This is a genomic window from Cytobacillus purgationiresistens, from assembly GCF_030813235.1.
In the GTDB taxonomy this organism is placed as follows: domain Bacteria; phylum Bacillota; class Bacilli; order Bacillales; family Cytobacillaceae; genus Cytobacillus; species Cytobacillus purgationiresistens.
In genome coordinates, this window is the sequence record NZ_JAUSUB010000006.1 from 1 (window position 1) to 21676 (window position 21676).

The 21676-nt window shown below is 39.3% G+C and carries 17 protein-coding genes, 1 other RNA gene and 1 other annotated feature; of the genes, 3 read left to right on the forward strand and 15 right to left on the reverse strand.

Annotated elements, in window-relative coordinates:
- The 6 genes from J2S17_RS08360 to J2S17_RS08385 all read right to left on the reverse strand — a co-directional run.
- Positions 1–329 (reverse strand): hypothetical protein (locus tag J2S17_RS08360; protein WP_307473771.1); only part of this gene is annotated, 329 nt, incomplete at its 3' end.
- A gap of 11 nt (positions 330–340) precedes the next feature.
- Positions 341–1231, reverse strand: coding sequence for a nuclease-related domain-containing protein (locus tag J2S17_RS08365; RefSeq protein WP_307473774.1), 891 nt, complete (start codon positions 1229–1231; stop codon positions 341–343).
- Positions 1232–1321: 90 nt separating this feature from the next.
- Positions 1322–1511, reverse strand: a non-coding RNA gene (gene ssrS / locus J2S17_RS08370) — 6S RNA.
- A 61-nt stretch (positions 1512–1572) separates the two neighbouring features.
- Positions 1573–3348 carry an aspartate--tRNA ligase gene (gene aspS / locus J2S17_RS08375; protein WP_307473776.1) on the reverse strand — a complete coding sequence of 592 codons (1776 nt, stop codon included), beginning with the start codon at positions 3346–3348 and terminating at the stop codon, positions 1573–1575.
- A gap of 11 nt (positions 3349–3359) precedes the next feature.
- Positions 3360–4634, reverse strand: a complete 1275-nt coding sequence (hisS, locus tag J2S17_RS08380; protein ID WP_307473778.1) for a histidine--tRNA ligase — start codon at positions 4632–4634, stop codon at positions 3360–3362.
- Positions 4635–4705: 71 nt separating this feature from the next.
- Positions 4706–4946 (reverse strand) — a binding site (T-box leader).
- 99 nt (positions 4947–5045) lie between these two features.
- Positions 5046–5222 carry a hypothetical protein gene (locus J2S17_RS08385; RefSeq protein ID WP_307473780.1) on the reverse strand — a complete coding sequence of 59 codons (177 nt, stop codon included), beginning with the start codon at positions 5220–5222 and terminating at the stop codon, positions 5046–5048.
- A 238-nt stretch (positions 5223–5460) separates the two neighbouring features.
- Between J2S17_RS08385 and J2S17_RS08390 the strand changes: the two genes are divergently transcribed.
- Positions 5461–7245, forward strand: a complete 1785-nt coding sequence (locus J2S17_RS08390; RefSeq protein WP_307473783.1) for an N-acetylmuramoyl-L-alanine amidase family protein — start codon at positions 5461–5463, stop codon at positions 7243–7245.
- Between the two features lie 159 nt (positions 7246–7404).
- Here J2S17_RS08390 and dtd read toward each other — a convergent pair whose 3' ends face one another.
- The 8 genes from dtd to J2S17_RS08430 all read right to left on the reverse strand — a co-directional run bounded on the left by dtd (position 7405) and on the right by J2S17_RS08430 (position 18493).
- Positions 7405–7845: a D-aminoacyl-tRNA deacylase gene (dtd, locus tag J2S17_RS08395; protein WP_307473784.1), complete on the reverse strand. Its 441-nt coding sequence runs from the start codon at positions 7843–7845 to the stop codon at positions 7405–7407.
- A 13-nt stretch (positions 7846–7858) separates the two neighbouring features.
- Positions 7859–10054 carry a RelA/SpoT family protein gene (locus J2S17_RS08400; RefSeq protein WP_307474212.1) on the reverse strand — a complete coding sequence of 732 codons (2196 nt, stop codon included), beginning with the start codon at positions 10052–10054 and terminating at the stop codon, positions 7859–7861.
- Between the two features lie 298 nt (positions 10055–10352).
- Positions 10353–10865 carry an adenine phosphoribosyltransferase gene (locus J2S17_RS08405; RefSeq protein ID WP_307473786.1) on the reverse strand — a complete coding sequence of 171 codons (513 nt, stop codon included), beginning with the start codon at positions 10863–10865 and terminating at the stop codon, positions 10353–10355.
- The gene (recJ, locus tag J2S17_RS08410) at positions 10856–13225 is read right to left on the reverse strand and encodes a single-stranded-DNA-specific exonuclease RecJ (protein WP_307473788.1); all 2370 of its coding nucleotides are present in this window, start codon (positions 13223–13225) and stop codon (positions 10856–10858) included. Before recJ ends, J2S17_RS08405 begins: the two co-directional genes overlap by 10 nt.
- Before the next feature lie 592 nt (positions 13226–13817).
- A complete protein-coding gene (locus tag J2S17_RS08415; RefSeq protein WP_307473790.1) occupies positions 13818–14141 on the reverse strand; it encodes a LapA family protein in 324 nt (107 codons plus the stop codon).
- 76 nt (positions 14142–14217) lie between these two features.
- Complete coding sequence (locus J2S17_RS08420; RefSeq protein ID WP_307473792.1) at positions 14218–15105, reverse strand: cation diffusion facilitator family transporter; 888 nt, start codon at positions 15103–15105, stop codon at positions 14218–14220.
- A gap of 160 nt (positions 15106–15265) precedes the next feature.
- Positions 15266–17536, reverse strand: a complete 2271-nt coding sequence (secDF, locus tag J2S17_RS08425) for a protein translocase subunit SecDF (RefSeq protein ID WP_307473794.1) — start codon at positions 17534–17536, stop codon at positions 15266–15268.
- Positions 17537–18205: 669 nt separating this feature from the next.
- Positions 18206–18493, reverse strand: coding sequence for a post-transcriptional regulator (locus J2S17_RS08430; protein WP_307474214.1), 288 nt, complete (start codon positions 18491–18493; stop codon positions 18206–18208).
- Between the two features lie 158 nt (positions 18494–18651).
- Here J2S17_RS08430 and spoVB point away from each other — a divergent pair, with 158 nt between their 5' ends.
- Positions 18652–20214 (forward strand): stage V sporulation protein B, encoded by a 1563-nt coding sequence (gene spoVB, locus J2S17_RS08435; protein WP_307473795.1) that lies wholly within the window; start codon positions 18652–18654, stop codon positions 20212–20214.
- Positions 20215–20347: 133 nt separating this feature from the next.
- On the opposite strand, the gene J2S17_RS08440 is transcribed toward spoVB, so the two are convergent.
- Positions 20348–21001 carry a DUF421 domain-containing protein gene (locus tag J2S17_RS08440; RefSeq protein WP_307473797.1) on the reverse strand — a complete coding sequence of 218 codons (654 nt, stop codon included), beginning with the start codon at positions 20999–21001 and terminating at the stop codon, positions 20348–20350.
- Between the two features lie 214 nt (positions 21002–21215).
- Here J2S17_RS08440 and J2S17_RS08445 point away from each other — a divergent pair, with 214 nt between their 5' ends.
- Complete coding sequence (locus tag J2S17_RS08445; protein ID WP_307473799.1) at positions 21216–21572, forward strand: TIGR04086 family membrane protein; 357 nt, start codon at positions 21216–21218, stop codon at positions 21570–21572.
- The last annotated feature ends 104 nt before the right edge of the window (positions 21573–21676 follow it).

A 21676-nucleotide genomic window follows, 5' to 3' on the forward strand; every position in this document is an offset into this window, starting at 1 on the left:
CTTGCTTTTTCTTGTTCTAATAATCGGATTAGAACATGATTTCTTCGGTTTCTTGCTTTTTCTTGTTCTAATAACCGGATTAGAACATGATTTCTCCGATTTCTTGCTTTTTCTTGTTCTAATAATCGGATTAGAACATGATTTCTTCGGTTTCTTGCTTTTTCTTGTTCTAATAATCGGATTAGAACATGATTTCTTCGGTTTCTTGCTTTTTCTTGTTCTAATAATCGGATTGGAACATGATTTCTCCGGTTTCTTGCTTTTTCTTGTTCTAATAACCGGATTTCTTTGTTTTCTTGTTCTAATGAATTAAAATAACGAATATCCAAAGCTTTTCGTGTTAACTATAGTATCTTCCTTTTCCATGACCTATGCTTTTCAAGTGATTTGATAGGATGCTCTGTATTTTTCTCTTTTGTATAAGCCCTTTGCACCATTCATAAACTGCATTTGTCGTAATCTTCATATCAGGAAATAGCAATGTCATTTCATCTACATTGCGCAGGACAGCTTTTTCAAATTCTTCATTAGATTTGCATTTTAGGCAATGCAGCTTTCCGCTGTCAACCTCCATAAAGCTCTTGCAGTGTTGGCATATCACTCCCTTTTCTATATTCTCGTATTCATAAACTGGAATGCGTGAAAATGGGGATTTAATTAATTTTACGGAGGTTAATTGTTTTGAAAGATTTTGATGCATGGAGTTTAATAGTGATGGCTGATTATGCAAATGTTTGATAAATCTTGGGAGCTGTGTGGGCAAGATGATGTTTGCATTCAAGGGTGCTTGTAAGAGAGTGAACTCCGGATTGACAAAGATGAGGAAAGATTCAATTGGGATGTTTATTTTATATTCAGCAAGTAACTGTCTGAATAATGACTCACTTCTGTTCAGTTGCATGAGCGGGTTTTTAATTTCTTTACCTGCTATCATGTACCATACATTTTTATCAACGTAAAAATCGCCTTCATAATTTTTCACTTCAAAGAGATAGATTTTATGTTGTAATATGCATACTAAATCAATCTGAAATGTGGTTTGGTTGATTTCAAGAAGAAGGTCATCCAGAATAATAGCTTTGTTCATGAGCCGATGCATGTGTTGTTTGAATATCTGTTCACCCAAATAGCCTTTTTCTAGATTGAAGTAATAATGCTGGTCCTTTGCGTTTAAAGCTTTTCGCTGGTTTAAATGGTGCATAATCATCCGTTCGGAATGGGGAGTGGTCATGGATTCTCAGTCCTTTCGAGGTAATACAGGATACTTTAATTATATAATAACAACAAAAAAACCACACAAAATTGTGTGGTTTTTTTGTAAAAGAGTCCCGATTATGCCGTCGCTTTAAGGCCTTCATTTTGAACCCGCACTAAGCAGGTGGGTGTCCTGTTTTCAGCGTTTGTAAGTCCTCAAAGACATGAGGCATTTACGCTTCCGAAAAACTCCGGACTCCCGAAGGTAATATGTTCGGTCAAAATTTCAGGATACACAACGAACACATCAGGACTCTTTAGAATTGAATAAATTTTATCATAGACTCCCTTTTTTTTCAAGAAAGGCTAGATAGGTCATTACTCACTTTTTTTCAAATTTAATGCTAAGTGAAGATCTTTCAATTGCGCTTCACTGACTTCTCCTGGTGCATCTGTCAATACACAGCTTGCACTAGCTGTTTTAGGGAAAGCAATGGTGTCACGCAGGTTTGTACTGCCTGTTAATAGCATAACAAGGCGATCCAGACCTAGGGCAATTCCACCATGTGGAGGCGTGCCATATTCAAACGCTTCAAGAAGGAAACCAAACTGTTCCACCGCTTCTTCCTTCGTAAATCCAAGGATTTCAAACATTTTTTCTTGAATATCTCTTTCAAAAATACGTAGTGATCCTCCCCCAAGCTCGTATCCGTTCAATACTAAATCATAAGCTTGAGCTTTTACTTCACCTGGATTCTTGTCCAATTGTGCCAAATCTTCTCTGGCAGGCATTGTGAATGGGTGATGAGCGGCATAATAGCGGCCAGCTTCTTCATCGTACTCAAGTAACGGCCAATCAGTGATCCATAGGAAGTTGAATTTACTTTGGTCAATCAAATTCAAATCTTTTCCGAGTTTTGACCGAAGCGCGCCCAACGCATCTGCAACAACTGATTTCTTATCTGCAACGAAAAGAATTAAGTCGCCTGTCTCAACTTCCAAGGCTGCTTTAATGCCAGCTTGCTCTTCCCCTGTAACAAATTTCGCGATAGGACCTTTTAAGCCTTCTTCTTCAGCCTTCAGCCATGCAAGCCCTCTCGCACCATAAACTGAAACGAATTCTGTTAGGGCATCGATGTCCTTGCGCGAGTAATTACTTGCCCCGCCTTTGACATTAATCGCTTTTACTTGCCCACCAGAAGAGATTGCACCAGCGAATACTTTGAAGCCTGATTCCTTTAATATTTCTGATAGGTCCGTAAGTTCCAATGCAAATCTGGTATCAGGTTTATCTGAACCAAAACGAGCCATCGCTTCATGATAAGGCATTCTTTGGAATGGAGTTTGAATATCTAATCCCTTCACGTCTTTCATAATTTTTATCATCATGCTTTCCATGAGTAATATAATGTCATCTTGACTCATGAAGCTCATCTCAATATCAATTTGTGTAAACTCGGGCTGGCGGTCCGCACGTAAGTCTTCATCTCGAAAGCATCGTGCTATTTGATAATAGCGATCCATGCCACTGACCATTAATAGCTGTTTGAAGATTTGCGGAGATTGCGGCAAAGCATAAAATTCCCCAGGATGCACACGGCTAGGAACTAAATAATCTCGTGCGCCCTCAGGTGTACTTTTTGTTAGGATCGGTGTTTCTACATCGATAAATCCTTCATCATCAAGATAGTTGCGAATCGCTTTGGTTACTTGATGACGCATTTTAAAAGTGTCTGCCATCACTGGTCTTCTTAAATCAAGATAGCGATATTTTAAACGCACGTCTTCAGATACATCTGTTTTATCATCGATAATGAATGGTGGTGTCTTTGCTTCATTTAGAATTGTTACACTCTCAACTTGGACTTCAATTTTTCCTGTTTGAAGATTTTCGTTGACTGTGCCTTCTTTTCGGGCTACAACTGTACCTTCAATGTCCAGCACATATTCATTTCTAATTTTCTCTGCTGTTGCAAGTGCTTCAGGAGATAATTCCGGATTAAAAACGGCTTGAACAATGCCTGTACGATCTCGTAAATCTATAAAGATTAAACCGCCAAGGTCACGGCGCTTTTGCACCCAGCCTTTTAAAACAATCTTTTCCCCAATTGCTTTCTCTGTAACTTCTCCGCAGTAATAGGTTCTTCCAAACATTGTGATTCCTCCTAGTTTCTATATAACGCAGTAAATTGCTCAATAAATGAAGAGAGCTCCATTTCCGTTTGTTCACCGCTATCCATTGATTTAAGATTGATCTTATTCGCTTTCAATTCATCTTCACCTAGAATAGCCACATATTTTGCATTTAGGCGATCTGCTGCTTTAAATTGAGCCTTAATTTTTCTATCTAAGTAATCTCTTTCAGCAGAGAAACCTGATTCTCGAAGTTTATGCAGGACACCAACTGTATAATCCTTTGCAGCTTCTCCGAGAGAGACGACATAACAGTCGATTCCTTTGTGTAACGGCAGATCAACCTTTTCAGCATCAAGCGCAGCAATTAATCGTTCAATACTTAAAGCAAAACCGATGCCAGGTGCCTCAGGTCCACCAACTTCCTCTGTTAAACCGTTGTATCTTCCACCGCCGCAAAGAGTTGTAATTGCTCCGAATCCTTCTGCATCACTCATGATTTCAAAAGCCGTATGATTATAATAATCCAAGCCGCGAACAAGGTTAGGATCTACCTCAAACTCTACGCCTATGTTTGTTAAATAAGTTTGTACCTTTATAAAGTATTGTTTAGATTCCTCATTGAGGTAATCAATAATAGAAGGAGCCGTTTTCATCAACTCGTGATCACGATCTTGTTTACAATCAAGAATACGCATCGGATTTTTCTCTAATCGCCCTTGACAATCCGAGCAGAATTCACCAATTCTTGGCTGAAAATGATTGATAAGTGCTTCTCTGTGTGCTGTTCTGCTCTCTTTATCACCCAGGCTATTAATGATAAGCTTTAGCTTCTTCAATCCCATCTCTTTATAAAGTGACATCGCTAAAGCAATCACTTCCGCATCGATCGCAGGATCATCACTGCCAATTGCTTCTACTCCGAATTGAACGAATTGACGGTAGCGGCCAGCTTGTGGGCGCTCATATCTAAACATAGGACCCATATAATATAGCTTCACTGGCTGATTTGCATAACCAAACATTTTATGTTCAACAAATGAACGGACAGTGGATGCTGTACCTTCTGGACGCAATGTTAAGCTTCGTCCGCCGCGATCATCAAAAGTATACATTTCCTTTTGTACGATATCGGTTGTATCTCCTACACTCCGAAGAAATAAATCTGTTTGTTCAAAAATTGGGGTTCTAATTTCGTGATATTGGAATTTTCCACAAATCTCTCTTGCTTTCTTTTCAATGTATTGCCACTTTTCCACATCTCCAGGAAGGATATCCTGCGTGCCTCTTGGTAATCGGATTGACATAACATCATCCTCCTAATAAAAATTACTTTTACTAAACAAAAAAACTCTCATCCCCTGTATTTATAAAAAATACAAGGGACGAGAGTTTGAATTTCCCGTGGTACCACCCTAATTGAAGTCGCTAAAGTATGCGTTCTTCCTCTTTCACAGTTAACGCCTGTTAACGTTCTTCCCCTACTAAATAAACATTTTTCAGGGAGAAACCTAAGAAGTGTTCTTTCGTCAAATCATCATACGGAAATGCTTTCAGCCCATGACATTTCCTCTCTTGTTATGTGGGGTTCAACTACTTTTCTTCCTCATTGGTTCAAAGGTGCTGCAAACATTCACTCAGGCAGCAGATTAAAATTTCATTTTATCTATATAATCATACGGAGCATTGCTGGACATGTCAAGCCTTTCCTGAACACTTTAAGATCGAGATAATTTCTTTTTTAACTTTCTTACGTCTTGAGTGGATACACCGAATTCTGAGGCGAGCTCGATCATAGTAGATTGTTGCTCTGATTGAATAAAATCGTGAAAATCGATACCGAATAGTTTATTTTCTCCTGCTTGTACATTCATTCCTTTTTCACCAAATCTCATCTTTTAATCACCCTTCCGCTCATATGTTTATCTCCATTTATTATTTCCATAACCTGTCTGATTTATTTTGTATTTTACAAGCTGTTTACAATTTATATTCAATGGCCGATATTAGAAGGGGATTGCTTTTGAAAGATCGAATGACATACATAGGGTCACGAAACTTTTCACCAGGCTTGACTAGCTGTGAGTTTTTTGCTTTTCTTGTATGGTGATAAATGAGAGAGGAGGAACATATTTGGTAAGAAGGAAGAATTTCATGATGCTTGTCTGCCTCATCCTTCTGGCCGGCATCGTTTTCCCCCAGCCGAAAGCGATTGCTGAAGGGAAAAATGTAAAAATAGCTACTGATATTTTAAATGTGCGGACTGGCCCCGGGCTGAGTTATCCTGTCTTAGGAATAGCAGAGAAGGGTGAGCAGTTTACAATGCTTTCCCAGCAAGATGAATGGATTGAAATTGATTTTGGTTCTAAGGGAAAAGGATGGGTCGCTGATTGGCTTGTTGTGCTTGATAGCCCGCAGTCAGCATCCGCCCCAACAAAGACTGAGCAAGAAACAGTCAGCAACTCACAAGCTACCGTAAACACGGATGGTTTAAGAGTCCGAGGAGGCCCAGCGACTGACAAAAAAGTACTAGGCCTAATAGGAAAAGGGGAATATCGCCTCGTCTCACAACAGGGTGACTGGGTCGAGCTCGAAACCGTATATGGAAATGGTTGGGTAGCAAAGGAATTTGTTGATTTTTCAAGATCAACACAAAAAAGTGAGAAACACAAGTCTTCTGCAAAAACAAAAACAGGGACAATCATTGGTGATGCGTTAAATGTACGAAGCGAACCATCTCAAGCGAACAATATCATTGGAAAATTAACCAATGGAGAAACCGTTGAAATACTCTCTCAGCAAAATGACTGGACAGAGATTTCATATGCTGGTTCCTCTGCATGGATCAGCAGTCAATATGTACGTGCGCACTCCAATGACCAGACTGATGAAAATCAACAAACGACAAAACAAACTGCTGGACAAAGCGGCAAGGTGACAGCTGGCTCTTTAACAGTGAGAGAATCCCCTTCATTAAACGGCAAGAACATCGGAACTGTTTCACATGGCCAAACGTTCGCAATTAGTGAAGAAGAAAATAATTGGTTTAAAATTGAATACAAGCCTGGTGTATTTGGATGGGTTGCTGGCTGGTATATAGAAAAGTCCGGTGAAGGCAATACTCAACAAACAGAAGCAAAAAGCCTCAATGGTGGAAACGTCACTATCTTGCAAAACGGTTCTAATATTAGAAAAAAGGCAAGCACCCAATCTGATGTTTTACAACTAGCCAATCAAGGTGATGTATTTGAAGTTATCAGCCTGCAAAATGATTGGTATGAAGTAAAGCTAGCAGGCGGTGCCAGCGGGTTTATCGCTGGGTGGATTGTTTCAGCAGATGGTTCGGTTCCTAAAGTGGAGAACCCTGGAGGCAGTTTACAATTGGGAAACAAAACAATTGTCATTGATCCAGGACATGGTGGGAGAGATAATGGAACAACTGGTGCCTCAGGTACATTAGAAAAAACGTTAAACATGAGAACGGCAGAAATATTATCCGGGAAACTAAAAGCTGCTGGGGCAAATGTAGTACTTACAAGACAACAAGATACTTATATCCCGTTGCAATCAAGAGTAAGTACGTCTCATATGCATAACGCAGATGCATTTATTAGCATCCATTATGATAGTATTGAAGACCGAAGCATCCGCGGCATGACAACGTATTACCATCACTCTTATCAACAAGAGCTAGCAGCAGATGTACACACTGCCGCTAGCGCGAAAGTAAACATACCAGATCGCGGGTATAGACAAGGCGATTATTTTGTCATCAGAGAAAACAATCGGAAAGCAATTTTGCTTGAGCTTGGTTATTTAAGTAACCCGACTGAAGAAATGCTCGTGTCATCTGCTCAATACCAAGAGGCAGTTGCAACTGGTATCTTTCAAGGCTTAGCTAAGCATTTTAGTAATTAATGAAGGAGAGTATGGTCACATGGGCCTGCTCTTCTTTTATTAAAATATACTTCTTTTGAAAAAAGTCTAAAACATAAAAATAAGGTATTTAGATTTCTGGTTAATTTATGCGCAAAAAAGCTGAGACAAAAAGGTTCCCCCTTGGTCTCAGCTTTTCTTTTATTTACTTTCAATCACCAATGTAACAGGTCCATCATTTGTTAATTGCACGTCCATCATTGCACCAAATACACCTGTTTCTACCTTGATACCTTTTTCACATAAGAGCTTATTGAAATGCTCGTATATCTGAACAGCTTGTTCAGGTCGAGCTGCTTTCATAAAATTGGGACGCCTTCCCTTGCGGCAATCACCGTATAATGTAAATTGGGAAACAGAGAGAATTTCTCCGCAGGTATCTAATAAGGAACGGTTCATTTTCCCTTCCTCATCATCAAACACGCGCAGATTTGCAATTTTATCAGCTAAAAAAGCAGCATCCTCGTTTGTATCTTCATGAGTAACACCGATAAGCAAGACAAACCCTTTTGAAATTCGCCCAACACAACTGCCTTCGACGATTACGCTTGCTTCCTTGCTCCGTTGAACTACGACTTTCATTACCACTAACTCCTTAGTTCATAATTCTCCTCACGGCATAAACATCTGGAATTTGCTTAATACGGTCGACGACTTTCTGCAGGTGGTTTACATTTTGGATTGATATCGACATATTTATGGATGCCGCTTTGTTTTTGTCCGATCGCCCAGTCACTGCAGATAAATTTGTTTTAGCCTCGTTAACCGCTTGCAAAACCTCATTTAGCAAGCCGCGGCGATCATATCCAGTAATTTCGATTTCGACATTATATTCTTTCTGATCATTTAGTGCCGTTTCCCATTCAACTGGGATGAGTCTTGCTTTAGCATCATGGGTATTGATATTCGTACAGTCCGCTCTGTGAACCGACACACCTCTGCCCTTTGTAATAAAACCGACAATCTCATCACCCGGCACCGGGTTGCAGCAACGGGAAAGACGAATGAGAAGATTATCAATACCAGAAACTCTCACACCTGACTCTCGTTTTTTTGCTTGAGGCAGCTGCTTAAGCTCTGATACGGCATTCGATATATCAGTACTTTGTTCCAAGTCACGCTGCTTGCGCAATTTTTCGGTTAATCGATTAGCTACTTGAAGTGCAGTTATACCGTTATAACCAACAGAAGCATATAAATCCTCATCTGTGGAAAAATTGTATTTTTCTGATACTCGTTTTAAGTTTTCAGTAGTGAGGATATCCTTCAGATCAAAATCCATATTGCGGATTTCCTTTTCAACAAGCTCACGGCCTTTTTCAACGTTGTCTTCTTTACGCTGCTTCTTGAAAAACTGTCTTATTTTGTTTTTTGCTTGTGAAGATTGAGCAAGCTTTAACCAGTCCTGACTTGGACCATAGGAATGCTTCGATGTTAAAATCTCAATAATATCACCTGTCTGCAGCTGATAATCGAGCGTTACCATCTTGCCATTGACCTTCGCACCAATGGTTTTACTCCCAATTTCAGAATGAATGCGATAGGCAAAATCAATCGGCACAGATCCTGCAGGCAATTCAATTACATCACCTTTCGGCGTAAAGACAAACACCATATCTGAAAACAGGTCCATCTTCAACGATTCCATGAATTCTTCAGCATTAATCGCATCATCCTGGAAGTCCAGAATTTCACTAAACCATTTAAGCTTTTCTTCAAAGGAAGAGTGCTCGCTTACTTTTTTGCCTTCTTTATAAGCCCAGTGAGCAGCGATACCGAATTCAGCAATTCTATGCATATCAACCGTTCGAATCTGAACCTCCAAAGGATCACCTTTCGGCCCGATAACTGTTGTATGCAATGATTGATACATGTTCTGTTTAGGCATGGCAATATAGTCTTTGAATCTTCCTGGCATCGGCTTCCAGTACGTGTGGATAATCCCAAGAACGGCATAGCAATCTTTAATGCTGTTTACAACTATCCTTACTGCAAGCAGATCATATATCTCGTTAAATTGTTTGTTTTGCAGCGCCATTTTCCGATAGATGCTGTAAATATGCTTCGGCCGTCCTGATATTTCTGATTTAATAGAAACATCCCCAAGCTTTTCACGCATTACACTGATGACTTCATCAAGATATTGTTCACGCTCTGCTCTTTTTTTCTTCATCAGATTGACTATTCGGTAATATTGCTGTGGATTTAAATATCTTAAAGCTGTATCTTCCAGCTCCCACTTAACCTTCGAAATACCTAATCGATGGGCAAGAGGCGCAAAAATTTCAAGTGTTTCATTAGAAATGCGGCGTTGTTTTTCCGCAGGCAAATGCTTTAATGTCCGCATATTGTGAAGTCTGTCAGCAAGCTTGATTAATATGACGCGAATATCCTGCGCCATTGCAACAAACATTTTCCGATGATTCTCGGCCTGCTGTTCTTCTTGTGATTTATATTTAATTTTTCCAAGCTTAGTTACACCGTCGACAAGCATCGCCACTTCTTCACTGAAGCTTTCCTCAATATCTTTAAGCGTCGCCTCAGTGTCTTCAACAACATCATGTAGAAAACCAGCTGCCACAGTGGACGGATCCATCTCTAAATCCGCTAAGATACCAGCAACTTGGATTGGATGGATGATATAAGGTTCACCTGATTTACGATATTGATCACGATGCGCATGCTTTGCAAATTCATAAGCCTTCTTCACAAATTGTGCATGCTCTTCGTTTAAGTATTCTCTTGTCCTGTCGATGACTTGTTCGGCGGTCAAAACCTGATCGTTCGCCATGGAATCACCTTTATCCCAAAGTATTTTATCTAGATTTTCCGTTTTCGGTTTAAAATAAACTGCAATAGAATAGTCGCTCATTTTCTATTATAAAGAGTTAAAATTTAAATGATTGTTACTATTATCGAAAAAAAATGAAGAGATGTAAAGGGATTGTCTTTTATTTTTGAGAAAAAAATAAAAAAATGTCGAAGTTTGTAATTAAATTTTCCTTTGTTTACAGATCCAGCCAATCTTTCGCCTATAAATGGCTATATATAATAAAAAGAGCGCCAAAATAAGCGCTCATCATAGAAAGTTAAAATTTCATTAATGTAAGGACATCATATTTATCAAGCTTATCATGTCCGCCTAAATAGCTCAACTCAATTAAGAAGGCAATTCCAGCAACTACTCCACCAAGCTCTTCTACTAACTTAATTGTTGCGTCGATTGTCCCGCCAGTTGCAAGAAGATCATCTGTAATCAATACTCTTTGACCCGGTTTAATCGCATCTTTATGGATAGTCAAAACATCTTTGCCATATTCCAATCCATAATCCACTTTAACCGTTTCTCTTGGCAGCTTTCCATCTTTACGAACAGGTGCAAAACCTACCCCTAAAGAATAAGCTACTGGGCAACCGATAATAAAGCCACGTGCTTCAGGTCCGACCACAAGATCAATTTCTCTATCGCGTGCATAATCTACGATTTGATCTGTTGCATATTTATATGCTTCGCCATTATCCATTAAAGTTGTAATATCTTTAAATTTAATCCCTGGCTTTGGCCAGTCCTCAACGATCGTGACAAATTGTTTCAAGTCCATTCTTCTTCCATTGCCTCCTCAATTTCCACAGCCATATGCAGCACTTCATCAAACCAGCCTTTTAATTGACTGGAGGAAGAGTAAAGCAAATCATTTTCAAGAGCCATCTGCTCCTGTTTGTATCGATAGGTCTGTGAATCCGATAAATCTCTTTTACTTACAGTTTTATTGAGAGAAATCATCCCATTCTCTATTTTAACAAAATCTAGCTCAAAAAACACTTTTGACATAAATTCTATGGCATCAATACTCCAGCCTTTAAATTTCGCAATGTCATTGATTCGCATTTTTAACTCGAAAGGTCCTTTTTTGGCGATGAGTGCATAATACCACTTGAAATGATCCCTCGTTGGCATCATGCTGAAATATGCACTATCTTCTTTATAAAGATGCGCATAAATTCTCGCAGGTATTTTACCGCTAAAAAGTGATACAAGCAAATCTTTAGAATAAGGCAAGTCACCTAATATGACGTGCGAACCGTCCATATCCAGCTTTTCTGCATCGGAAGCTGTTTTTATTATGAACAAGTTATCAGCTGCATATGGGGAGAATTTCTGAACATTATCTTCGTTAAATACAATCCACATATTCTTTTCCACAGGCAAAGCGCCATTTAACTTTTCTATCTGCTTTACGCCTCTTATATCGAAAAGCTGCCAGTCAGATATCGCAACATCTTGCAGAAATATCTGAGGCTTCCTTATATTATTCCATTCATTTATCGATAGTTCACCTATAATAGAAACTTTTGCTTCAGCAGAGATATGATCATATAAATGGCCGAAACCAAACCCAATACCATCTAATGTAGCCCCATCATTTTCAACGGTCAGCTTTAAATGTGTTTGATTGCTGCCAATTTTTCTCATGGATGAAACCATCGCTTCGTTAATCAGCATCCTCGGCTTTGGATTTTCCACGCCAAATGGCGCAAGCTTCTGCATCTCCTGAATCGTCGGCAAGTCTGCCTGCTTCACATCAATTTCTCCATCCAGCGTTGTCACCGGTATAAAGTCTTCTTCCGTTAGCAGCTCATTGGCTTGTTTTTTCAGACGATCTCTTAGCTCGTCAACATCTGACAACTGTAAAGTCATTCCGGCTGCCATAGGATGACCGCCAAAATGAGGTAAAATATCCCTGCATTCTGATAAATTCTTAAACAAGTCAAAAGCAGCGATACTTCGTGCTGATCCTTTAGCTTGATTTTTATCACTGTCAAAACTCAGGACAATTGCAGGTCGATAAAATTTCTCTACTAACCTAGAAGCGACAATTCCGATAACCCCTGGATTCCAGCCCTCTTTACCAATAACAATTACCGGGTTCTCCTCGACTGGATAACGCTCTTCTACTTCCCTTATGGCATCGTCAGCTAATTCGGCCACAATCGCTTGTCTTTCTTTATTCATTCTATCAATCTCTTCTGCCAGGCCAGTTGCTTCATTAGCATCCGTTGCCATTAAGAGCTCAACAGCCGGTTCTGCACTATCTAAACGACCTGCTGCATTTAAACGAGGTCCAATCATGAACCCTATCGTTTCCTCGTCGACTGCAGATTTCTCTACACTCGCCAGCTTGAATAGGGCGTTTAAACCATGGTTGTCAGTTACTTGAAGCCTCTTGATCCCTTGCTTCACAATCAACCGATTTTCACCTTTTAACGGAACAAGATCCGCTACTGTACCAATGGCGGCGATTTCAAGAAGATGTTCTGGCAGCTGCCCATAAAGTGCATGAGCCAATTTAAAGGCCACGCCTACTCCCGCCAAATCGCGAAAAGGGTATGCACTGTCCAATAATTTTGGATGTATAATCGCAAAGGCATCTGGCAAAACAGGACCAGGCTCATGGTGATCAGTTATAATCAAATCCAGTCCAAGCTCTTTGGCGGCCGCAGCCTCATCTACAGCTGCAATACCAGTATCCACGGTTATGATTAGGCTGACGCCGATGTCAGCAGCATATTGGAAGGCTGGAATATTTGGGCCGTACCCTTCAGTGAAGCGATTAGGAATGTAAAATTGAACCTCTGCTCCCATATCCTGCAGTGTTCTCATCATTACAGTTGTGCTTGTTACACCATCTGCATCATAATCTCCAAAAATCAGAATAAGTTCGTTATCTTTAATCGCCTTTTTAATCCTATTGACTGCGACATCCATATCCTTTAATAAAAAGGGATCATGGAATTGCTGTTCTTTATCCAATAAAAAATACCGTGCTGATTCAACGGTATCCATTCCGCGATTAATAAGTAACGTCGCCAGAACTGGCGAGATCTTTAGCGTATCAGCTATATCTTTTACCTTGTTTTCATCGGATTGCCGAACAATCCACCGCGTTTTCGAATGTAACATACGTTCACCCCTCAGCCATTTCATTATACAAGAGGGAATCCCCCGTTTCAATCATTTATAGAAAAGCGGAGGTGGCTAGCCTTAGGCGCGGCTAGCTTATTGGCAAGATTGGCCAAATGACATTCGTTATATTTGTGGTTTGATGATTGTTCTAATTACTTAATTAGGACAAGTTATCTCGCTTTTTCTTAAAAAATCATGTTCTAATCACTCGGTTAGAACACAAAATCCCGCTTTTTCTTAAAAATCATGTTCTAATCACTCGGTTAGAACACAAAATCTCGCTTTTTCTTAAAAATCATGTTCTAATCACTCGATTAGAACACAAAATCCCGCTTTTTCTTAAAAATCATGTTCTAATCACTCGATTAGAACACAAAATCTCACTTTTTCTTAAAAATCATATTCTAATCACTCGGTTAGAACACAAAATCTCGCTTTTTCTTAAAAATCATGTTCTAATCACTCGATTAGCAGGATACGAAGTTCCTTCTTTAGAATCAATACTCAGGACTTAAAAACAAACAGAAGCAAGGAGGCACTAATCACCTCTTTGCTTCTGTCTCTTCCCATTGCAGTTATCCAACTTTTGTTATACCTTCAACTGCTTTTTCGGTTCTTTAGCCGGTTTCCCTTCTTTTTTTCCATCATTGGTTTCAGACGCTTCATGTTTGAATTGATGTAATTCTTTTTTTAATCCGTTCACCTGCTTCTGGAGATTAAATACACGAACAATGCCAACAGAACCGATGATTAATCCACCCATTAGTACAGACCCTAGAATAACTAAGATAAGAGGCCAATTGCTTTGTCCAAATAAGTAGTTCACAGTGACGGGATCTACGTTAATGACTGCAAAAATTGCTACAATTAATGTAAATACGATACCTAATAATATTACCCACTGGTTTTTCATACAGAATGTCCCCCTTTATTTGCAGTATTATTTTTCCCTATTCTTTATCACCCTTGAGCCTAAGCAATCTAATCTTTTACCTGTAAGGATTAATATGGACAAACACATTTTGCACATTGTTAAACTGCAATAATCGATTCTTTACCTCCTTCCCTACCTTATGACCTTCTTCAACAGTCATGGAAGGGTCTACAGATATTTTTAAATCGATAATCAAATAATGACCATGCTCTCTTGCGTGCAGCTCATCTAATCTTTTAACATCCTTCACAGTTGATACAGCTTCCTTGAACTCAAGCGTATCTTCTTCATGAAGGACATGATCAAGCGTGTTGTGTATAGAATCTTTTCCGAGCTTCCAAGCCATTCCTAAAATCATTAGTGCGACAAAAAAACCAGCTACGGGGTCAGCATATTCCAGCCAGCCAATTCCAAGCATACCGCCGATTACAGCACTTGCAATTCCCACTAGTGCAGCAATGGAAGAGTATACATCAGATCTATGCTCATATGCGTTAACAATTAAAGCCTCACTCTTTAATTTCTTTCCCAATTTGAACTTATATCTAAACATCGCTTCTTTGATAACGATGGATATAACAACAGCTACGATTGCGATTGTTTTTGGCGCCTCAATTGGTTCAAACAAAGATTTAAAGGATGAGATGCCAATTTCAATTCCAACAATAAATAGAAGAACAGCTACGATAATGGCTGCGATTAATTCCGCCTTCCCATGACCGTACGGATGGTCCCTGTCAGGCGGCTGCTTCGCTGCTCTTAAACCTATGTAGACGGCAAAAGATCCTGCAACATCTGAAGCCGAATGCACGGCATCTGCGATTAATGCCTTACTCCCGGAATACACTCCTATCCACCATTTAAAAATTGCAAGGAGGATATTCCCAACAATTCCGACCATCGCGGCAAATTCCGCTTGCTTAAAACGTGTTTCCTTATTCAAAATAGAACGCCCTTTCTCCCTAATACTTATATTTAGTTTATCCTAAACCAGCAGTGTATTAATCATCGATCCTACACAATCATTTAGGGAGAATAAGAAAACATTCTTTTAAAAAATAATAAAAACCCCTGGTCGATTGACCAGGGGGATGACTCGCTATTTATACTTGAGGCTCATCACTTGATTTCTTTTTCTCTTTATAAGTAATAAGCACACCTTTTTTCTTCAATTCTTGCCCTTTCCATGTTAACCACATCTGAGCAGCTAGGAAAATGGATGAATAGGTTCCGGCTATCAGGCCTACTAATAAAGCAATATTGAAGTTTCTGATCGACTCACTACCAAAGATTAACAAACCAAGCACAGCAAGTAAAACCGTTATGATGGTATTTAATGACCGCCCTAATGTTTGACGCAAGCTTTGATTCGCAATCTGCGCCAATTCTTCAAACGTTTTGATTTTCTTCTTTTTCACCATATTTTCGCGCATTCTATCAAAGGTAACGATTGTATCATTGATGGAATACCCAATGATCGTCAGCACAGCCGCAATAAATGTAAGATCGGCTTCGAGCCTTGTGATACTGAAAAACACGATGATAAAAAATGCGTCATGCAGCAAGGCTAGAATCGCAGCCATTGCCATTCTCCATTCAAAACGAATGGTCACATACAGGACAATACCTACGGAGGCAATCGCTAAGGCTTTGAGTGCATTTTTAGCAATTTCCTTACCGACTGTTGGTGAAACCGTACTTACATTAGGTTTTGCACCATATTCTTCCTCCATCTGCATTTGCAGTGCTGAAATTTCTTCCTTAGACAAGACATCTTTGACTCTCGCTACACCAATTTCATTATTATTACCAGAAATCACAATATCATCTGTTTCAATCCCAGCAGTAGCAAGTGATTTTTTAAACTCATTTGTCGAAATTGATTGATCGGACAATTGTTCAATTCGTGTTCCTTCTGAAAAGTCGATGCTCAAATTCAATCCAAACACGCTCAGCACAATGGTCCCAGCTATAATTAAAGCACCCGAAATAGCAAAATACTTCTTGCGATGCTTTACAAAATCAAATCGATCAAACCTAGTCGTTAAATCCACAGTCTCAACATTTTCGGCAATATTGTGGATCACACTTTTCTTCACGCCAAACCAGCCTGGAAGCTTGTTTAATGCATTGCTGTTTACGCATAGACCAAGCAATAGCCTTGTACCATAAACGGCTGTGATAAAGCTCATAAGGATACTTAAAATTAAAGTAGTCGCAAAACCTTTAACTGAGCTTGTACCATAAATAAACAATACACCTGCTGCTAGTAAGGTTGTAATATTGGCATCAAAGATGGTGGATAATGAATTTTTACTGCCGGCTTTAAAGGCAGCTTTAATCGATCGGCCAACTCTGATTTCATCCTTTATTCGTTCGTACGTAATGATATTGGCATCCACGGCCATACCCACACCGAGAATCAATGCTGCTACGCCCGGGAGCGTCAAAACGGCATTCATTAAGTTAAATACTAATAGTGTAAGGAATAAATAGATCGTCAACGTAATAACCGCAATGATACCAGGCAAACGGTAATAGCCTATCATAAACAAGAAGATGGCAATAACACCTATTACTCCACCAATAATCGTTTTTTCTAAAGCGGTTTCACCAAATTGTGCTCCTACCGAGGTAGAATAGACCTCATTTAATTGCACAGGAAGTGATCCAGCAGACAAGAGGTCTGATAATGTTTTTGCTTCTTCAAGTGTAAAACTACCTACAATAGAAACAGAATCTTGATTGAATACTTGGCTTACTCTTGGAGCTGACAAGTATTTCGGATCTTCTTTGGCCATTTCTGCTTTAAATGAGTCGACGCCCTCTTCAAAATCAAGCCAGATCACTAATAAATTATTAGGCTCACCCATATTAAGGATTTGCTGAGAGACTTCTCTGAATTTAGTTGCATCGTTCAGCTTGATTGATACACTAGGCTGTCCATTTTCATCGAAGGTTTGACTTGCTCCCCCTTCAACAAGATCCGTACCGTCCATCAATACTTTGTCATTCACATCACGGAAGGATAAGTTCGCTTCTGTAGACAGCATTTCACGGGCTTGATCCTGGTCAGTTATCCCAGCCAATTGCACCCGTATTCGATTGTCCCCTTCGATTTGAATATTCGGTTCACTTACCCCAAGCACATTGATCCGCCTATCCAAAGATTGTGCTGTAGCCGTTAAGGCTGCCTGGTCGATTTTGGGACCGCCTTCTTTAGCAGGTTCAACATCGTATAATACCTCAAAACCCCCCTGCAAATCTAAACCAAGCTTGGTGTTTCCTAAAATGTCTTTCGTTGTAACCCCCATCAAACTTCCAAATAAAATGATGATAATGAAAAATGACAGGATACGGCTCCGCTTTACCATTATGTATAAATCCTCCTTAAAAAACTGAATGCGGAAGGGCCTTGCTCAGCCCCGACAAGCATAAGACGCGTAAGAAATGAAGGTTGTTCTTCACCTTCAATTCTTACGTGACTTATGACCTCGAGGGGCTAGGCCCTGCAGCTGGACAAACTGAATGCGGAAGGGCCTTGCTCAGCCCCGACAAGCATAAGGCGCGTAAGAAATGAAGGTTGTTCTTTACCTTCAATTCTTATGTGACTTATGACCTCGAGGGGCTAGGCCCTGCAGCTGGACAAACTGAATGCGGAAGGGCCTTGCTCAGCCCCGACAAGCATAAGACGCGTAAGAAATGAAGGTTGTTCTTCACCTTCAATTCTTATGTGACTTATGACCTCGAGGGGCTAGGCCCTGCAGCTGGACAAACTGAATGCGGAGGTGGATTGCCCAATCCGAAAAAACATAAGACACTCAGGAAAGAAAGCGGTTCGCACTTTCAATTCCTGCGTGGTTTATGATATCGAGGGATCTGCCACCACAGCTGGATTAATCTATGCTTTCTTCGAAATGTATGTAGCAATAACATCATTATGAAACAAGAGGAAGAGACTGTCAATTTCTTTAAAAAGGTGATTGTTAAAATCATCCACATTTATTTTCGACAATCCACCCAAACAACCTATGACATATATATCATTTCAGTAGTTCTCTCATCTCATCTTCATTATCAAGTGAAAACTCCTTATCCCTATAGACTTCCATGGTTGAGAAGTTGATAAACTCTCCCACCTTAATCGCCAATACCTCATCGACTATTTCGAATAATCTGATATCAGATTTAGGATTGCGCCATTTTTTTTTCACTAAAAAAGACCATATTTCATTTCCATTTACTTTTTCATAACCGAGCAGCTTAAATTCATCCAATTTAACTTGTATTGCCGGTTCTACATCCTCTTGGAATATATCATACGCGTGCATTCTTGCCACTTTTTACACCCCTCTAGTTCGTAACATTCAATGCTTATTCATAAACAAGTTAGTAAGAAAATCATTTAAGCTTGTCATGCTTTGTCCATGCCCTTGCATATATTTTTATTGTATATGATTACTCCTATTTTGAGAAGGCAGGGAATCAGATGTCAAAATTTATACAAGGAACCATTATCTTATTAGCAGCAGGACTCGTAACGAGAGTACTCGGATTTATAAATCGTATTGTCATTGCCAGATTTATCGGCGCAGAAGGTGTCGGCCTCTATATGATGGCCTTTCCTACATTTATACTCGTTGTTACAATTACTCAATTTGGCTTGCCCGTGGCGATAGCTAAAAATGTAGCAGAGGCGGAAGCTAGAGGAGATACGGCAAAAACAAAAAAAATACTTATTGTTTCACTTGCAATCACATTAATACTATCGCTCATCTTTACACCTGCGTTATTATTGCTTGCGCCCTTTCTATCAGAGAAATTATTAACAGACCCAAGAACATTACTACCACTTTTAGCCATCGCACCGGTCGTACCTATTATCGCTGTTTCATCCGTCATTAGAGGTTATTTCCAAGGAAAGCAAAACATGAAGCCAGCAGCCTATTCCCAGCTGTTAGAACAAGTGGTGAGAATAACATTGATTGCCGCACTAACAAAGGCATTTCTCCCATATGGGATAGAGTACGCGGCAGCAGGCGCCATGCTTGCAGCTGTGGCGGGCGAACTTGTGTCACTAGTCTATTTACTAACATCCTTTAAACTTAAGAAAAAATTTCGTGTAAGAAAACATTTTTTCAAATATGTGCATGAAGGGAAATCAACATTCAAGCAATTAATGAATGTAGCCTTACCGACAACAGGAAGCAGAATGATTGGTTCCATTGCTTGGTTTTTTGAACCGATTGTGGTCGCACATAGCCTGGCGATAGCTGGCGTAGCTACAGTAGTAGCGACTCAAGGCTACGGGGCATTAACTGGATTTGCAATGCCGTTGTTAATGTTACCTTCTTTTATCACCATTGCCCTGTCCACATCACTTGTGCCAGCAATCAGTGAAGCAAAATCAAAGAACAATTTGCGCCTCATTGAATATCGCATACAACAAGCATTGCGATTCTCATTTATTACAGGCGGTCTAGCTGTGGTCGTCATTTATGTACTATCTGACCAATTAATGTTGGCAATGTATGGTTCAACAACCGGAACTGAGTTTATTAAGTTGATGGCACCATTCTTTTTATTTTATTATTTCCAGAGCCCACTACAAGCGGCTTTACAAGCAATGGATCTGGCTAGAGCGGCAATGATTAATAGCTTGATCGGCGCCGTTGTAAAAACTGCAGTGATTTTTCTTCTTGCAAGCCAGCCTTCCTTTGGGATTACCGGGGTAGCCATTGGCATTCTTGTCGGCTTTGTCTTAGTCACGCTTTTACACTTTGCAACCATACTGAAGGCGATCTCTTTTACATTCCACATGCGTGAGTATATTAAAATCTTTGTTATCATGCTTGCGACAGGCTATGGCGGCCATTGGATTATGAATAACCTTTTTAATTCACTATCCTTGATTACATCGATTCTTTTGGTCGCTTCCATTCTCTCTATTACCTATGCAGGACTGGTTCTGATACTAGGAATTGTTAGAAAAAATGATTTAATTGCCATTCCTTGGATTGGAAAAGCATTATCAAAGTTTGCATTTAAATAATGTAAAAAGGGGATTATGCTGCAAATAATTCATTATTTACAGCATGCCCCCCCTTATTTTACTTAATATGTAACTTCTCTAGATTTGGCAATCATTTAAAAATTTGCTAGGAAACCCAATCTCGTACCTGCCGCTATTTTTCATCTTTTATATCTATATAAAATTGTTGATTCTCAAAGCTGCAGAATGATATTTTTTCTATCCTAGTGTAGCCTCTTTTGCGCAACTCTTCTCGTAGCCAGACTTCATTCTTACTTATTACAGTTAAATTTTCATGTTGTATGTTTCCATCCATGATTAAAGGAACTGTTATTTCAGTAGGTTCATTCTCTCCTGGTGTCTTTTCAAAAACTGAAAGACTGCCCGATGATTCGAGTATGGCATATTCGACATCAGAAATACGAGCAATATTTTTTTCCCTTAATTGCAGAAGCAAATCATCAAAATTATATCTTTGCTTTTTCATTGCATTTTCATCAATTTTACCTTTATTAATGATGATGGTCGGACTGCCATCTATAACGTCTCTTAACTTTTTACTCTTCAAAGACCAAAAAGCCAGAATGATTTGGACAATCATTAAGATGAGCATGGGGAGTACTGATCGAAACAAACTTTCTTCTGATTTTTCAATGGCTACAACCGCTAACTCTGCAATCATAATCGAAATGACAAGATCTAAAATGCTGAGCTCCCCTATTTCTCTTTTTCCCATAATTCGATAAATACTTATTATAAGTCCATATAAAAATAAAGTCCGAAAAATAACAATCAAATACTCTTCCATTTTACATACCCTCCTTTTAGCATTCATTCTTATGGTGTACATGCTACAAAAAAATATGAGCACAAACATTTAGCTAAAAATCAGATTCTATTTTCGTTTTGTCTGAATATGCTTGTACTAGGGGAAATGGGCATTTTCGCCTCATTATATTCCATAAAGTTATTGAAGGGAGAGGATTAATATAGAAGAGTCAAAGGCTTTAGGAACATCCATTTTGTATGGAATTATTACCATCTTTGCATTTGCTATTGTGAGTAGTTTTATATTTGCATTGATTCTCAGGTTCACATCACTTCAAGAAGCTTCTTTACAATATGTCATTACAGGTATATCCTTTATTGCAATTTTTACTGGCGGTTTCATTTCAGGAGGGAAAGGAAAGCAAAAAGGCTGGATGCTCGGAGGTCTAACTGGGCTATTGTATGTAGTTGTTATCTTCCTATTCCAATACCTAGGGTTTGATAAACTATTTTCAATTGATCAGCTCGTCTATTTTGTATGCTATATTCTCATTGCCATGATGGGCGGGATTCTTGGTGTCAACATGAATTCGAAGTCCAGAACGACCTAATTGGTTGAGAGCGCCTAAATAGAGGGGCTCTTTCTTCGTATAGGAGTATTATTTTGCATACAGAATAAAAAAACTGCCTCAAATTTGTCATATTCCCATGACTA

Bases quoted from the DNA above. Each gene is read 5' to 3' on its own strand.
- J2S17_RS08365 (WP_307473774.1), bottom strand. From the start codon at position 1,231: ATGACCACTCCCCATTCCGAACGGATGATTATGCACCATTTAAACCAG.
- aspS (WP_307473776.1), bottom strand. From the start codon at position 3,348: ATGTTTGGAAGAACCTATTACTGCGGAGAAGTTACAGAGAAAGCAATT.
- hisS (WP_307473778.1), bottom strand. From the start codon at position 4,634: ATGTCAATCCGATTACCAAGAGGCACGCAGGATATCCTTCCTGGAGAT.
- J2S17_RS08385 (WP_307473780.1), bottom strand. From the start codon at position 5,222: ATGAGATTTGGTGAAAAAGGAATGAATGTACAAGCAGGAGAAAATAAA.
- dtd (WP_307473784.1), bottom strand. From the start codon at position 7,845: ATGAAAGTCGTAGTTCAACGGAGCAAGGAAGCAAGCGTAATCGTCGAA.
- J2S17_RS08400 (WP_307474212.1), bottom strand. From the start codon at position 10,054: ATGGCGAACGATCAGGTTTTGACCGCCGAACAAGTCATCGACAGGACA.
- J2S17_RS08405 (WP_307473786.1), bottom strand. From the start codon at position 10,865: ATGGACTTGAAACAATTTGTCACGATCGTTGAGGACTGGCCAAAGCCA.
- recJ (WP_307473788.1), bottom strand. From the start codon at position 13,225: ATGTTACATTCGAAAACGCGGTGGATTGTTCGGCAATCCGATGAAAAC.
- J2S17_RS08415 (WP_307473790.1), bottom strand. From the start codon at position 14,141: ATGAAAAACCAGTGGGTAATATTATTAGGTATCGTATTTACATTAATT.
- secDF (WP_307473794.1), bottom strand. From the start codon at position 17,536: ATGGTAAAGCGGAGCCGTATCCTGTCATTTTTCATTATCATCATTTTA.
- J2S17_RS08430 (WP_307474214.1), bottom strand. From the start codon at position 18,493: ATGCACGCGTATGATATATTCCAAGAGGATGTAGAACCGGCAATACAA.
- spoVB (WP_307473795.1), top strand. From the start codon at position 18,652: ATGTCAAAATTTATACAAGGAACCATTATCTTATTAGCAGCAGGACTC.
- J2S17_RS08440 (WP_307473797.1), bottom strand. From the start codon at position 21,001: ATGGAAGAGTATTTGATTGTTATTTTTCGGACTTTATTTTTATATGGA.